This window comes from Mesorhizobium sp. M0894 (assembly GCF_040319725.1).
Taxonomy (GTDB): Bacteria; Pseudomonadota; Alphaproteobacteria; order Rhizobiales; family Rhizobiaceae; genus Mesorhizobium.
Genome location: NZ_JAMYOG010000006.1, coordinates 56,218 through 69,681, shown reverse-complemented (window position 1 = coordinate 69,681; position 13,464 = coordinate 56,218). Strand labels below are relative to the sequence as shown.

At 64.4% G+C, this 13,464-nt stretch carries 13 protein-coding genes; 3 read left to right on the top strand and 10 right to left on the bottom strand.

The genetic code is table 11. The annotated features are described in order from the left end of the window. Positions 1–199: 199 nt before the first annotated feature. The 6 genes from NKH91_RS13680 to bcoG all read right to left on the bottom strand — a co-directional run bounded on the left by NKH91_RS13680 (position 200) and on the right by bcoG (position 6,934). On the bottom strand, positions 200–982 hold the full coding sequence (locus NKH91_RS13680; protein ID WP_352484699.1) for a carnitinyl-CoA dehydratase: 783 nt from the start codon (positions 980–982) through the stop codon (positions 200–202). Next, entirely contained in the window at positions 975–3,053 is a 2,079-nt protein-coding gene (locus NKH91_RS13675; protein WP_352484700.1) for an acetate--CoA ligase family protein, read from the bottom strand. The genes NKH91_RS13680 and NKH91_RS13675 overlap by 8 nt, the downstream gene beginning before the upstream one ends. A 64-nt stretch (positions 3,054–3,117) precedes the next feature. Further along, positions 3,118–4,281 carry an acyl-CoA dehydrogenase family protein gene (locus NKH91_RS13670; protein WP_023718315.1) on the bottom strand — a complete coding sequence of 388 codons (1,164 nt, stop codon included), beginning with the start codon at positions 4,279–4,281 and terminating at the stop codon, positions 3,118–3,120. A 4-nt stretch (positions 4,282–4,285) separates the two neighbouring features. After that, positions 4,286–5,359, bottom strand: a complete 1,074-nt coding sequence (locus tag NKH91_RS13665; RefSeq protein WP_352847711.1) for a carnitine 3-dehydrogenase — start codon at positions 5,357–5,359, stop codon at positions 4,286–4,288. Next, positions 5,356–5,985: an HD domain-containing protein gene (locus NKH91_RS13660; protein ID WP_352847714.1), complete on the bottom strand. Its 630-nt coding sequence runs from the start codon at positions 5,983–5,985 to the stop codon at positions 5,356–5,358. Before NKH91_RS13660 ends, NKH91_RS13665 begins: the two co-directional genes overlap by 4 nt. A 37-nt stretch (positions 5,986–6,022) precedes the next feature. Continuing rightward, entirely contained in the window at positions 6,023–6,934 is a 912-nt protein-coding gene (gene bcoG / locus NKH91_RS13655) for a 3-dehydrocarnitine:acetyl-CoA trimethylamine transferase BcoG (RefSeq protein ID WP_352847717.1), read from the bottom strand. 76 nt (positions 6,935–7,010) lie between these two features. On the opposite strand from bcoG, the gene NKH91_RS13650 reads away from it, so the two are divergent. Continuing rightward, entirely contained in the window at positions 7,011–7,991 is a 981-nt protein-coding gene (locus tag NKH91_RS13650) for a GlxA family transcriptional regulator (protein WP_352847719.1), read from the top strand. Between the two features lie 6 nt (positions 7,992–7,997). Here NKH91_RS13650 and NKH91_RS13645 read toward each other — a convergent pair whose 3' ends face one another. Both NKH91_RS13645 and NKH91_RS13640 read right to left on the bottom strand, forming a co-directional pair. Then, the gene (locus NKH91_RS13645) at positions 7,998–8,207 is read right to left on the bottom strand and encodes a hypothetical protein (RefSeq protein WP_023718320.1); all 210 of its coding nucleotides are present in this window, start codon (positions 8,205–8,207) and stop codon (positions 7,998–8,000) included. Positions 8,208–8,373: 166 nt separating this feature from the next. Continuing rightward, positions 8,374–9,030 (bottom strand): O-methyltransferase, encoded by a 657-nt coding sequence (locus tag NKH91_RS13640; protein WP_352847722.1) that lies wholly within the window; start codon positions 9,028–9,030, stop codon positions 8,374–8,376. 93 nt (positions 9,031–9,123) lie between these two features. On the opposite strand from NKH91_RS13640, the gene NKH91_RS13635 reads away from it, so the two are divergent. Further along, positions 9,124–9,756, top strand: coding sequence for a TetR/AcrR family transcriptional regulator (locus NKH91_RS13635; RefSeq protein ID WP_352484707.1), 633 nt, complete (start codon positions 9,124–9,126; stop codon positions 9,754–9,756). A 126-nt stretch (positions 9,757–9,882) separates the two neighbouring features. Here NKH91_RS13635 and xylA read toward each other — a convergent pair whose 3' ends face one another. Further along, entirely contained in the window at positions 9,883–11,208 is a 1,326-nt protein-coding gene (gene xylA, locus NKH91_RS13630; RefSeq protein WP_352847725.1) for a xylose isomerase, read from the bottom strand. Between the two features lie 111 nt (positions 11,209–11,319). Between xylA and NKH91_RS13625 the strand changes: the two genes are divergently transcribed. Beyond that, the gene (locus NKH91_RS13625) at positions 11,320–11,682 is read left to right on the top strand and encodes a nuclear transport factor 2 family protein (RefSeq protein WP_352847727.1); all 363 of its coding nucleotides are present in this window, start codon (positions 11,320–11,322) and stop codon (positions 11,680–11,682) included. A 209-nt stretch (positions 11,683–11,891) separates the two neighbouring features. Here NKH91_RS13625 and xylB read toward each other — a convergent pair whose 3' ends face one another. Continuing rightward, the gene (gene xylB, locus NKH91_RS13620; protein WP_352847730.1) at positions 11,892–13,346 is read right to left on the bottom strand and encodes a xylulokinase; all 1,455 of its coding nucleotides are present in this window, start codon (positions 13,344–13,346) and stop codon (positions 11,892–11,894) included. Positions 13,347–13,464 lie beyond the last annotated feature (118 nt).

The window sequence follows — 13,464 nt, the reverse complement described above, 5'->3', positions numbered from 1 at the left end:
AGGTTGAGCTTGGACACCCCCCTCTGGCCTGCCGGCCATCTCCCCCGCAAGGGGGGAGATCGGCAGCTTTGGCCTTGCCGCTTGTCCTGCAACGCTGGAAATTGGCGAAATCCGATGCGACATCCGATCTCCCCACTTGCGGGGGAGATGCCCGGCAGGGCAGAGGGGGGTGTGAAGGATCGCCATCATCTCCGCAGCGTCACTTCCCCTTCCACACCGGGTCGCGCTTCTCGGCGAAGGCGCGAAAACCCTCGAGATTGTCCTCCGAGCCGTAGAGTGCGTCAACCGTTGGCAGCTGCCGGCGCGTCACCCGGTTCATCGCGTCCTGGAACGTCAGCGATTCAGCGACCCGAGCCGTCTCCTTGATCGCGGCGAAGACCAGCGGCGGGCCGCTGGCGAGCAGCCGCGCGATCTCCCAGACGTGGTCCTCCAGTCTTTCCTTGGGCAGCACCTCGTTGACCAGGCCCCAGCGATGCGCCTCGGCGACATCCATCCAGCGGCCGGTGAGCAGAAGGTCCATTGCGACATGGTAAGGGATGCGCTTCGGCAGCTTGATCGTCGCCGCATCGGCCAGCGTGCCGGCGCGGATTTCGGGCAGCGCGAAGGAGGAGTGGTCCGACGCATAGATGAGGTCGCAGGACAGCGCCAGCTCGAAGCCGCCGCCGACCGCCATGCCGTTGACGCAGGCTATCACCGGCTTGTTGAGGTCGCGCAGTTCCTGCAGCCCGCCGAAGCCGCCGACGCCATAGTCGCCGTCGACCGCGTCGCCGCCGGCCGCGGCCTTCAGGTCCCAGCCGGCGCAGAAGAACTTGTCGCCGGCGGTCTTGACGATGGCGACGCGCAGCTCGGGATCGTCGCGGAACGCCTTGAACGTCTCGCCCATCAGCCGCGACGTCTTCAGGTCGATGGCGTTGGCCTTGGGCCGGTCGAGCGTGACTTCGAGGATCGTGCCCTCGCGGCGGGTGGTGATGATTTCAGCCATTCTTCTTGCCTCCCAGCACCAGCAGCGCATCGGCGATCCAGGCGCCCTTGCCCTCGGCGCAGACGATCAGCGGATTGATGTCGAGTTCCTCGATCTCGCCGGCATTTTGCTGCACGAAGCCGGCAATGCCCGATATCGCCTCTATTGCCGCCGTGACATCGGCCTTCGGCCGGCCGCGATAGCCGTCGAGCAGCGGGAACAGTTTCAGCCCGCGCAAAGCGGCCTCGATGTCGTCACGGGTCGCCGGCAGCATCAGCGTGACGCTGTCGCGCAACAGCTCGACCAGCACGCCGCCGGTGCCGAGCGTCATCACCGCGCCGAACATCGGGTCGCGGGTGAAGCCGACCAGCAGCTCGGCGACGCCATCGCGCACCATGCGCTCGACATAAAGGCCGGTGCCGAGCGGGCCGAGATCATGGGCGGCGGTGCTGACGGATTCGGCATCCCTCAAATTGAGCCGGACCGCGTCGAGCTCGGATTTGTGGATGACGCCAAGAGCCTTCAGCGCTACCGGGAAGCCGAGCGCCATCGAGGAGATCACAGCCTCGACCGCGTTGCCGGCGCGCTCGCCCTTCGGCACCGGGAGCCCGGCCTCGATGAGCCGCGCTTTCGCCTCCGCCTCGTCCGGGGTGACATGGTCGCCGGCCGGCGCGCCAGACGCCGAGGTGTCGATCGGCTGCGCCAGCGGCTCGCGCCACGCCCAGCCGATGAAGGCTGCCGCCTGGGCGGCGTCCATGGCCTCGGAAATGCCGAACAGCGGCACCATGCCCCGCGCCATCAGCCCTGCAGTGTATTCCTCGGGCAGGTTCTCCGGCAGCGAGGAGACGATCGCGCCTTGCGCGCTGTTGGTCTTCAGCGCCGCTTCGAAGGCGCGCAGCGTCGCCCACCAGTCGGTGTCGGAGCAGCGGTCGGGGCGCGGAAAGTCGAGCACCAGCATGTTGAGGTCGAAGCCGCCAGACACCATGGCGGTGAAGGTGGCGGTCATCGCCGGCTCGTTGTTCCAGATGAAGGTATGGTAGTCGAGCGGGTTGGCCACCGCGACCAGCGGGCCGAGCGTCGATTTGACCTGAATGCGATGCTCGGCGGTGAGAGGCGGAAAGGTCACCCAGCGGCCTTCGGCGCTGTCGGCCATGACGGACGCCTCGCCGCCCGAACAGCTCATCGACGACAGCCGGTAGCCGGGCAGGGGACCGGTGACGTGCAGCAGCTTCAGCGCCTCGATGAAGGCCGGGATCGAATCGATGCGGGCGATGCCGAGCCGCTTCAGGAACGCGCCGGACGCTGCGTCCGAGCCGGCCAGCGACGCGGTATGCGAGACGGTCGCCTGCCGCGCCTGCTCGGAGCGGCCGACCTTCATGGCGATAACAGGCTTCTTCAGCTCTCGTGCCCGTGCCGCCAGCCTTTCGAAGCCGGCTACCGAGTCGAAGGCCTCGATATGCAGGCCGAGCGCGGTGACGCGGTCGTCCTCGATCAGGCCGAGCGCCATTTCGGAAAGCCCGGTCTGCGCCTGGTTGCCGGCGGTCATCAGAAAGGCGATCGGCAGGCCGCGCTTCTGCATCGTCATGTTGATGGCGATGTTCGACGACTGGGTGATGATGGCAACGCCGCGACCGCCTTCAGGCAGCCTGATGCCGCCATGCTGGTCGGGCCACAAAAGCGCGCCGTCGGCGTAATTGATCAGCCCATAGCAGTTCGGCCCGATGATCGGCATGGGACCCGCCGCCGCGACCAGCTCGGCCTGCAGCCGCTCGCCGTCCTCGTCATAGGCCTCGGTTTCGAGGAAGCCGGCGGCGAAGCAGACCGCACCGCCGGCGCCGCGCTCGGCCAGCGCCTTGACCACTTCGATGGTCAAGTGCCGGTTGACGCCGATGAAAGCGGCATCCGGCGCACCGGGCAATTCGGCCACCGAGCGATACGCCTTGCGGCCGGCGACCTCGTCCTTGCTCGGATGCACGGGCCAGATCTCGCCGGCAAAGCCCATCTTGATCGACTGCGCGACGACGGCAGCAGCCTGCACGCCACCGAAGACTGCGATCGTTCGTGGGCGCAAAAGCCGCTCAAGTTTGTGCATCGTCATCTTTTCGTTTGAGCATGATCTTTTCCAAAAACCGGATTCCACTTTTTGGGATCATGCTCTAGCCCCCGAACGGGCGCAGCAGCGCCCGCGAAATGATGTGGCGCTGGATTTCCGAGGTGCCTTCCCAGATGCGCTCGACGCGGGCGTCGCGCCAGATGCGTTCCAGCGGCAGATCGTCCATCAGCCCCATGCCGCCATGGATCTGGATCGCCTCGTCGGCGACGAAGGCGAGCATCTCGGTGGCCTTCAGCTTGGCCATGGCCATGTCCTGATCGGTGACGGTGCCCTGATCGTACTTCCAGCCGGCTTCGAACACCATCAGGTCGGCGGCCTTCAGCTCGGTCGCCATGTCGGCGAGCTTGAACGACACGCCCTGGAACTTGCCGATCGGCTGGCCGAATTGCTGGCGCTGCGCGGCGTATTCGATGGCGTGGCCAAGCGCCCGTTCGGCGCGGCCGAGGCAGGTGGCGCCGACCTGCAGGCGCGTCGCGCCAAGCCATGAATTGGCGACGTCGAAGCCCTTGTGCACCTCGCCCAGAACCTGAGTGGCCGGCAGACGGCAATCGTCGAATTCGAGGATGGCATTGGTGTAGCCGCGATGCGAGACGTTGCGGTAGCCGTCGCGCACGGTAAAGCCCTTGGTGCCCTTGTCGACGAAGAAGGCGGTGATCTTCTTGCGTTTTCCACGCGAAGACTCTTCCTCCCCCGAGGCCATGAAGACGATGGCGAAATCGGCGAGGTCGGCGTGGCTTATGAAATGCTTGGTGCCGTTCAGCACCCAGTCGTCGCCGTCCTGCACGGCGGTTGCCTTCATGCCGCGCAAATCGGAGCCGGCGCCCGGCTCGGTCATTGCCAGGCAATCCCATTTTTCGCCGCGAATGCACGGGAACAGATACTTCTCGCGCTGCTCCGGCGTGCCGGCAAGGAGGATGTTGGAAGGCCGCGCCACGCAGGTCCAGTGCAGCGCGTAATTGGCGCGGCCGAGCTCCTTTTCATAGAGCAGCCAGGTCACCGTATCGAGCCCGGCGCCGCCGACATCGGCCGGCATGTTGGCGGCATAGAGACCAGCTTCGATCGCCTTGGCCTTGATCTCCTCGATCAGCTCACGGCGCAGCACGCCGGTGCGCTCCACTTCGCGCTCATGCGGGTAAAGCTCGTTCTCGACGAAGGCCCGCGTCGTCTCGACGATGAGCTTCTGTTCCTCCGAAAGACCAAAATCCATGGTCTCAGCCTTTCTTCTTTTTCTTCGGCTTTTCAGCCTTGGCCTTCTCGGCAGCCTTGGAGGCGGTGGGCTTCTTCGCCGCAAGCTTGGCCAGCTGCCTGGTATAGTCCTTATGCAGGGCGCCGGCGCCCCAGCCTTTGCCTTTGTTCTGCTTCGACAGTGCCTCCATGATCGCGACCAGATTGTCGTCGCGGATCTTTTCGAGTTCGCGGATCGACAGACCGTGCGCCTGGTCGTCCGACTGGGTCGCGATCAGCTCGACCAATTCGTCGTTGAACTCCGGCACATCCATCAGCTTGGTCCATGGCCATTTCAGGCACGGGCCGAACTGCGCCATGAAGTGGCGCATGCCGGCCTCGCCGCCGGCGACACGATAGACCTGGAACATGCCCATCTGCGCCCAGCGCAGGCCGAAGCCATAGCGCATGATGTCGTCAAGCTCCTCGACCGTGCAGATGCCGTCCTTGACCAGCCACAGCGCCTCGCGCCAGGCCGCTTCGAGCAGGCGGTCGCCGACAAAGGCTTCGATCTCCTTGCGGATCACCACCGGCTTCATGCCGATCGAGGCATACATCTCCTTGGCGACTTCGATCGCCTCGGGAAAGGTCTGTTCGCCGCCGACGATTTCGACCAGTGGCAAGAGATAGACGGGGTTGAACGGATGGCCGACCACCAACCGCTCCGGATGCTTCTTCATCGCCACCTGCATGTCGGTCGGCTTGATGCCGGAGGTGGAGGAGCCGACAATGGCGTTGGCCGGCGCATAAAGGTCGATCTCGGCCAGCACGCGGTGCTTGAGGTCGAGCCGCTCCGGCACGCTTTCCTGGATGAAGTCGGCATCGGCGACCGCCTCGGCGATCGTCTTGGCGAAAGTGAGCTTGCCCTCTTTCGGCAGGCCGCCGGGCAGCATCTGCTTGTAGGCGCGTCGCGCTCCCTTCATCACCTCGCCGACCTTGCGTGACGCCTCGGGGTCGGGATCGAAGATCGACACGTCGATGCCGTTGAGCAGCAGCCGCGCGACCCAGCCGGCGCCGATGACGCCGCCGCCGACGGCTGCCGCCTTGTTGATGATGCTCATGCGGAGGCTCCGGTTCTTGTGCTGGCTGTTGCGGGGTCGGTGAGGGCGACACGCTCGCCGGCACGGATCACGGACGCGTCATAGGCCTTGCGCGCGAACACTTCGAGCACCAAGGGCCGGAAGAAATCGATCGGCAATGTCTCGTAGTCGGGATCGAAGCTCGACCGGTCCCAGCGCTCGCAAAACTCATCGCAATCGTGGAAATAAATGTGCCCGGCGAAGCGGTCGCGGGCGTGCGGGTTGCCGCCGAGGTGATGTGCGTAATAGAGGCGCTGGAAGTCGCCGTGCTTTTCCACCACCCAGGTGCATTGCTCGCGCACAAAAGGCTTCAGGATCGACGCTGCATATTCGTCGTGATTATAGGGCGCGTAGATGTCGCCGATGTCGTGCAGCAAGGCGCAGGCAATCCAGTCGGTGTCGGCGCCGTCGCGCCAGGCCCGCGTCGCCGCCTGCAGCGAATGGCCGAGCCGGGTGATCTTGTAGCCCGACAGCCCTTCGTCGAGCTGGACAAGCGCGTCGAGCAGACGCTCGCCGGTCTTTGCCGCATGGTCGATCTCATGCTCGGTGAGGAAGGCATAATCCTCGCGGTCGCCGTCCTTCATGGCGGTGAACTTCACGGTCTTCATCGGCGGCTCCTCCCAACCGGGTTCTTCCCGCCCTTGCTCAAAGCGGTGCGCGCTTCGTCAGGTTCAGCTTCTTTCGCACCTCATCCGGGCCGATGACCCTGGCGCCCATATTCGACACGATACTGACCGCCCGCTCGACCAGCTGCGCATTGGTCGCCAGCACCCCCTTGTCGAGCCAGAGATTATCCTCCAGCCCGACACGGACATTGCCGCCGGCCAGCACCGCGGCAGCGACATAGGCCATCTGGTTTCGGCCAATGGCGAACGCCGACCAGTTCCAGGTCGACGGTACATTGTTGACCATGGCCATGAAGGTGTTGAGGTCGTCCGGCGCCCCCCACGGCACACCCATGCACAATTGCACCAGCGCGTCCGGCTTCAGCACTTGTTCCTCGACCAATTGCTTGGCAAACCACAGATGCCCGGTGTCGAAGGCCTCGATCTCCGGCTTGACGCCGAGCGTCGTCATCATGCCGCCCATGGCGCGCAGCATGCCGGGCGTGTTGGTCATGACATAGTCGGCTTCGGCGAAATTCATCGTGCCGCAGTCGAGCGTACAGATTTCCGGCAAGCACTGGCGAACATGTTCCACGCGGTTGGTCGCACCGCCCATATCCGTGCCTTTTTCGTTCAGCGGCAGGGGGGTTTCCGGCGGGCCGAATACCATGTCGCCGCCCATGCCGGCGGTCAGGTTCAAAACGACATCAACGTTTGCCGCGCGGATGCGCTCGGTTACCTCGCGGTAGAGATGCACGTCGCGCCTAGGCTTGCCGGTCTCGGGATCGCGCACATGGCAGTGCACGATCGCAGCCCCTGCCTTTGCCGCCTCGATGGCCGAATCGGCGATCTGCTTGGGCGAGCGCGGCACGTGCGGGCTGCGGTCCTGCGAACTGCCGGACCCGGTCACGGCACAGGTAATGAAGACCTCACGGTTCATCCCTAACGGCATCGGACTCTCTCCCAATAGAACATAGGGCAAGAATGCCTGACTTGCCGGAAACTGTTTTGCGTTTTACGAAGATCATGTGACCAAAACCGAAAAACCGACGATCTTTCGTGCCGAACGTTTGTCGCTCAAGGTGACGCTGCTGGTATTCTCCGGCTCGTCGATCATGTGTGTTGCGTCGGCTGTCGATCCGTTGCGCGCCGCCAACCGTATTGCCGGTGAGACCCTGTTCGATTTCAGGCTGGTCTCGGTCACAGGCGAGGCGCCGGTCACCACATGCGGCCTGCCGGTGGCGGTCAGCGGCCGCTTCGATGCGGCTGACACAACCGACATGCTGGTCGTCGTCGCCGGCTTCGGCACGCAGAATTATGCCACTTCAGCCTTGCTTTCCGGACTGCGCCGGGCGGCGCGCGCGGCACGCGCCTGCGGCGGCGTCGAGGCCGGCACCTGGCTGGTGGCGCGCGCGGGCTTGCTGGAGGGGCGCAGCGCCACCACCCACTGGGAGGATATGGAGGATTTTTCTTCGGCCTTTCCCGGCGTAGACGTGCGCCCCGACCGCTACGTCATCGACGGTCCCGTATTCACCTCCGGCGGTGCCTCACCGACTTTCGACCTGATGCTGCATCTGATCCGCACGCGGCTCGGCATGGCCGTGGCGCTCGATGTCGCGAGCGTCTTCATCTACGACCAGGCGCGCGCCGCGACGGACGCGCAGCCGCTGGTCTCGCTCGGCCGTCTTGACGGCTACGATCCCAGGCTCGCGCAAGCCATCCGGCTGATGGAAGCGCATGTCGACCAGCCCCTGACTGTCGCCGCCGTGGCCAAGCGCGCCGGGGTGACGGCGCGGACGCTGGAAAGTATCTTTCGCAAGTCGATCGGCGAAACGCCGGGCGCCTATTATCTCAGGCTGCGCCTCGGCGCCGCGCGCCGGCTGGTGGTCGATACGCGCATCGCCATGGCGGACATTGCCGGGCGAACGGGGTTTTCGTCCGCCGCGGCATTTTCCAGAGCGTTTTCAAGAGCGTTCGGCGAAGCGCCGGTCAGGCTGCGCCTGAGATAGTGGGGATCAGGCAGCGTCTTGGCGGACGCTGTTGCCGTCGATCTGCGAGCGCATCTGTCTCGCCAGATGGGTCTCGAAGCGGCTGGCGACCGCGCGATCCCATTCGTTTGCACTCAGCGCACCATGCTTAGGGTGCGGCAGCGCCATCAGCCGGTCGATGATCGATCCGGCCTCGCCAGATGAGAGCAGGGCGTCGATTTCGCGTTCGTGCTGCATATCGTTTCGCCTCCTTCTTTCTGATTCCCGCCACGAACCACACTATAGGAACTCCGTGACGGCTGTTTGAAGGCAAGAGCGAGGCGATTGATGGGCGATGCCGGGCAAAGTTTTGTCCGCCGCCGCCCATCTTGGGCACGATCTTTCCGACAGATCAGGCGGTGCGTCAGCCGAGCCGCATGGACAGTTCGACATCCTCGCCGAACGGCGTGGACATGTAGCCGCTTCCGGTCGAGCGCACCCGCGAGAGGTATTCGGGGCAAAGATCGGCATTGTCGGCAACGACCAAGGCGCCCGGCCTGAGGCGACTTTCAACTAGGGTCAAGACCTCGGGATAGAGCGCTTTGGCGCCATCGAGCAGCAGCAGGTCGACCGTTTCGGGAAGATCGACGCTTAATGTTTGCAGCGCGTCTCCCTCTCGGATTTCCACCATGTCGATGAGACCGCCTGCTGTTAGGTTGCTCCTGGCGCGCGCCACCTTGGATGGCTCGAACTCGCTGGTGATCAGGCGGCCGCCGCCATTGTCCCGCAAGGCTGCGGCAAGGTGCAGGGTCGAGATGCCGAACGAGGTTCCAAATTCGACGATCGTCCGGGCGCCGCTGCTCCGTGCCAGCATGTAGAGCAGCATGCCGGTCTCTCGCGAAACGGGAAGCCAGAGATCCTTTAGCCGCCCGTAGAAATCGAGGTATTCGGTCTTGCTCCGAATGAAGCGGCTCCGCTCCTCGGCGGAGAGCTCCGCCACGGCAGGGCTCGTTGCCGCAGCGGCTTCCTCGAACAGGCGGTCCAGCAGGGGCGCCAGCGGCGTTGTCGTCAGTGTGGTCATATTGGTCTCCAGTCAAAATTGAATGCGTTCTTGTGCGGCATTTAAAATACGACTAATCATTCGCATTCACCAATCGCATTGGCGCGCCTCTCAATGAGCGATCACCGAAGTCCGCGGATTTCCTCGCGAAAACAGCCCAAGCAGGCCCGCTCGGCGGAGCTCGTTGCTGCGATTTTGGAGGCTGCTGTTCAGGTTTTGGCGAGGGAAGGCGCGCAGCGCTTCACCACGGCGCGGGTGGCCGAGAAGGCCGGTGTCAGCGTCGGATCGCTGTATCAGTATTTTCCGAACAAGGCGGCGATCCTGTTCCGGCTCCAGAGTGACGAATGGCGGCAGACGACCGATTTGCTGCGCGACATCCTCGAGGATATCAGGAAACCGCCGCTTGAAAGGCTGCGTGGCCTGGTCCACGCCTTCCTCCGCTCGGAGTGTGACGAGGCCGCGGTGCGTGTGGCGCTCGACGACGCCGCACCGCTTTACCGCGACGCGCCTGAGGCGCGGGCGGCAAGGGCGTCCGGAGACCGCACCATCCAGCTCTTCATGCAGGAGGCGTTGCCCAACGCCGCGCAAGTGACCCGCGAATTGGCCGGCGACCTCGTCATGACGACGCTGAGCACGGTGGGGAAGCAGTTCTCGGAGGCGCCTCGAACCGCCACGGAGATTGAAGCCTACGCCGACGCCATGGCCGACATGTTCTGCGCCTATTTGAGAGGCCTCGATCACGGCTAGGGCAAATGCCAGGCCCGGTCAGCAAGCAGACCGAAAGTTTCGCAGGGGCAAACCTTGTCGGTTTCAGCCCCGCGGAAGCCGCCTTTATCCGCGGCCGCTGAAAATGCGGCCGCGAAACGGCACGCCTCAGACGTACCGGTTGACGATGTTCTCGAGCAGTTCCTGGCGGCCGGATCGGGGCTGCGGCTCGATCTTCTCCTTGACGACGCGATCAGCAATTTCCTCCAGCGTGCGCTTGCCGGCAAGCATCGCCTTGGCCTCGGCCGAATCCCAGCCGGCATAGCGCTCGGCGAGCGGCGCCGACAGCGCCTTGTCCTCGACCATGCGTGCCGCTGCCTTGAGGCCTCGAGCGCAGCAATCCATGCCGCCGATATGACCGATCAGCAGATCCTGCGGATCGAGCGACTGGCGCCTGAGCTTGGCGTCGAAATTGGTGCCGCCGGTCTTGAAGCCGCCCGCCTGCAGTACGTGATAATAGGCGAGCGCCATCTCCGGTACATTGTTTGGGAACTGGTCGGTGTCCCAGCCCGATTGGTAGTCGTTGCGGTTCATGTCGATCGAGCCGAAAATGCCGAGCGCATTGGCCAGCGCCAGTTCATGCTCGAACGAATGGCCGGCCAGGATGGCGTGGCCTTGCTCGATGTTGAGCTTGACCTCGTTCTCCAGTCCGAAACGCTTGAGGAAGCCATAGACGGTGGCGACGTCGTAATCATACTGGTGCTTGGTCGGTTCCTGAGGCTTCGGCTCGATCAGGATGGTGCCTTCGAAGCCGATCCTGTGCTTGTAGTCGACGACCAGATTGAGAAAGCGGCCGGCCTGTTCCTGCTCGCGGGCAAGGTCGGTGTTGAGCAGCGTCTCATAGCCCTCGCGGCCGCCCCACAGCACGTAGTTCTCGCCGTTCAGCCGCTTGGTGATGTCGATGCAGTGTTTCACCGTCGCGGCCGAATAGGCAAAGACGTCCGGATCGGGATTGGTGGCGGCGCCCGACATGAAGCGGCGGTTGGAGAACAGGTTGGCCGTGCCCCACAACAGCTTGACGCCAGTCTGCTTCATCTTTCCCGAGAAATAATCGGCGATCTCGTCGAGCCGCGCCGCACTTTCGGAAAAGTCCCGGCCCTCCGGCCGCACATCGGCATCGTGGAAGCAGAAATAAGGCGCGCCCAGCAGCGAAAACATCTCGAAGGCGACGTCGGCCTTGAGCTTGGCCAGCTCCATCGTGTCGGTACCGCCGGCCTTGGGGAACCACGGCCGGTCAAACGTCTGGCCGCCGAACGGATCGCCGCCTGGCCAGGCAAAGGAATGCCAGTAGGCGACGGCAAAGCGCAGATGGTCTTCCAGCCGCTTGCCGGCGACGATCTCGTCGGGATTGTAGAACCGGTAGGCCAGCGGATTGGTCGAATCCGGTCCCTCATATTTGATCTGTTGGATGTCGCCGAAAAAACTGCTCGTCATGTTCTTTTCCTCTCGCATGGTTCGGCCTGATTACCTCAAGCGTAATTGGTTTCGCGCTGGCGCTTGGTCGAAAAGGCTCATGTCAAGAGCATCCAACGAAGGAGACAGACCATGACCGACCTCAACACCATTGCCGAAAACTACATCGCCGCCTGGAACGAGAGTGACGCCGCGCGCAGGAAAGCCTTGCTCAAGACGACCTTCACCGAGGATGTCGGCTACCGCGATCCGATCATGCAGGGCGACGGCCATGACGGCATCGCCGCGCTGATCGAAGGCGTGCAGCAGCGCTTTACCGGCTTCAGGTTCTCGCTGAAAGGCGAGCCGGACGGCTTCGCTGACGCCATCCGCTTTTCGTGGAACCTTGGGCCGGACGGCACCGAGCCCGTCATCGAAGGCACCGATATCGGCGTCATCGAAAATGGCCGGCTGAAAAGCGTCACCGGCTTTCTCGACAAGGTGCCGGCACAGTGAGGAAATTTCGGCAAAGTGGGGGCCAAGCACCCCCCTCTGCCCTACCGTGCATCTCCCCCTCAAGGGGGGAGATTGGCTGGCCTTTCCGCCTTCGCCAATCACCGATCTTGCAAGACTTGCATAGCCGTCGACGCTGCCGATCTCCCCCCTTGAGGGGGAGATGCCAAATGGTGGCAAAGACGGCAGGCCAGAGGGGGGTAAGCGCCAGCTCACGCGGTTACAGTCCTGATCGCCGGGTAAAGCTGGCGGTAGCGCTGATAGGCCTGCGCATAGGCGTCGCCGAGGGCGGCGACCGGCTCGACCGTGGCGTCCGTCGCCGGCGCCGTGCACACGGCGCGCGGATCGGCAGCGGTCGCCGCGATCAGGCCAAGCCGGGCCGCACCGAACGCGGCGCCGAAATCGCCGTCGGCGGGAATATCGATGGGCAGGCCAAGCGCGGTGGCGATGGCCTTCAACCAGTAGCGCGAACGCGAGCCGCCGCCGATCGCCGTCACCCGGGTCAGCGTCGTGCCGGCCTTGGCCAGAGCTTCCAGGCTGTCGCGGAAAGCGAAAGCGACGCCTTCGAGCACGGCCTGGGTCAGCGCCGCGCGGCCGGATTCGTGTGCAAGCCCCGTAAACGCGCCGCGAATGGCGGAATCATTGTGCGGCGTCCGTTCGCCTGAGAGATAGGGCAGGAAGGAGACACCGGTCGGCGCCTGCAGCGCATCGCCGAGTTCGGCGGTCAACTCGCCAGCACCTTTGCCCGCGATTGCCGATAGCCAGTTGAGCGAATCGGTTGCCGACAGGATGACGCCCATCTGATGCCAGGTGCCGGGCAGGGCATGGCAGAATGTATGCACGGCGCTTTCCGGGTTGGGCAGATAGGCCGCGTTGGCGGCAAAAAGCACGCCGGACGTGCCGAGTGAGACGAAAGCCTGGCCGGCGCCGACCGTGCCCATGCCGCAGGCCGAGGCTGCGTTGTCGCCGGCGCCGCCGGCGATCGGGATGCCCGCCTGCATACCCCATTTCGTAGCCAGTTCGCTGCGCAAGGTACCGGCCTTTGCCGTGCCTTCGACCAATGACGGCATCTGCCTTTCGTCGAGCGACGTGGCGGCGAGCAGTTCGGCGGACCAGGCTCGTTTGCCGACGTCGAGCCACGACGTGCCAGCCGAATCCGACATTTCCGAAATATGCTCGCCGGCGAGCCAGAGCCGCAAAAAGTCCTTCGGCAGCAGGACCTTTGCCACCTTGGCGAAAACAGCCGGTTCGTTGTTTTTCACCCAGGCGAGCTTTGGCGCGGTGAAGCCGGGAAAGACGATGTTGCCGGTCAGCTTGCGAAAGCGCGGGTCGGCGTCGAGTGCGGCCGCCTCGGCGTGGCTGCGTGTGTCGTTCCACAGGATGCAGGGGCGCAGCACCTGGTCGGCGGCGTCGAGCAGGGTGGCGCCATGCATATGGCCGGAAAGGCCGATGCCTTTGACCGCCGCGAGCTCCTTCGCATGCGCGGATCGCAGCTCGGCGATCGCCGCTTCGCAGGCGCGGATCCACTCGGCCGGGTTCTGCTCGGACCAGCTGGGATGCGGGCGCGACACGTCGAGCGACGCGTGGCCGGAACCGACGATGCTCTGCTTTGCATCGATCAGCAGCGCCTTGACGCCCGACGTGCCGAGATCGAGGCCGAGATACATGTTTCCTCCCATGTCCGTCAGGCCTGGCGGCGACGGTCTTTCTTGCTCCCCCGCCTCTGCCTGCGACAGAGGCGGCGAAGATATCCCGGCAATCGTGCCGCCGGACAAGCGCTCCGGT

Excerpts from the sequence above, each read along its gene's own strand:
- NKH91_RS13680 (WP_352484699.1), bottom strand. The coding sequence starts at position 982 with ATGGCTGAAATCATCACCACCCGCCGCGAGGGCACGATCCTCGAAGTC.
- NKH91_RS13640 (WP_352847722.1), bottom strand. The coding sequence starts at position 9,030 with ATGACCACACTGACGACAACGCCGCTGGCGCCCCTGCTGGACCGCCTG.
- NKH91_RS13660 (WP_352847714.1), bottom strand. The coding sequence starts at position 5,985 with ATGAAGACCGTGAAGTTCACCGCCATGAAGGACGGCGACCGCGAGGAT.
- bcoG (WP_352847717.1), bottom strand. The coding sequence starts at position 6,934 with ATGCCGTTAGGGATGAACCGTGAGGTCTTCATTACCTGTGCCGTGACC.
- NKH91_RS13645 (WP_023718320.1), bottom strand. The coding sequence starts at position 8,207 with ATGCAGCACGAACGCGAAATCGACGCCCTGCTCTCATCTGGCGAGGCC.
- NKH91_RS13675 (WP_352484700.1), bottom strand. The coding sequence starts at position 3,053 with ATGCACAAACTTGAGCGGCTTTTGCGCCCACGAACGATCGCAGTCTTC.
- xylB (WP_352847730.1), bottom strand. The coding sequence starts at position 13,346 with ATGTATCTCGGCCTCGATCTCGGCACGTCGGGCGTCAAGGCGCTGCTG.
- NKH91_RS13625 (WP_352847727.1), top strand. The coding sequence starts at position 11,320 with ATGACCGACCTCAACACCATTGCCGAAAACTACATCGCCGCCTGGAAC.
- NKH91_RS13670 (WP_023718315.1), bottom strand. The coding sequence starts at position 4,281 with ATGGATTTTGGTCTTTCGGAGGAACAGAAGCTCATCGTCGAGACGACG.
- NKH91_RS13635 (WP_352484707.1), top strand. The coding sequence starts at position 9,124 with ATGAGCGATCACCGAAGTCCGCGGATTTCCTCGCGAAAACAGCCCAAG.
- NKH91_RS13665 (WP_352847711.1), bottom strand. The coding sequence starts at position 5,359 with ATGAGCATCATCAACAAGGCGGCAGCCGTCGGCGGCGGCGTCATCGGC.
- xylA (WP_352847725.1), bottom strand. The coding sequence starts at position 11,208 with ATGACGAGCAGTTTTTTCGGCGACATCCAACAGATCAAATATGAGGGA.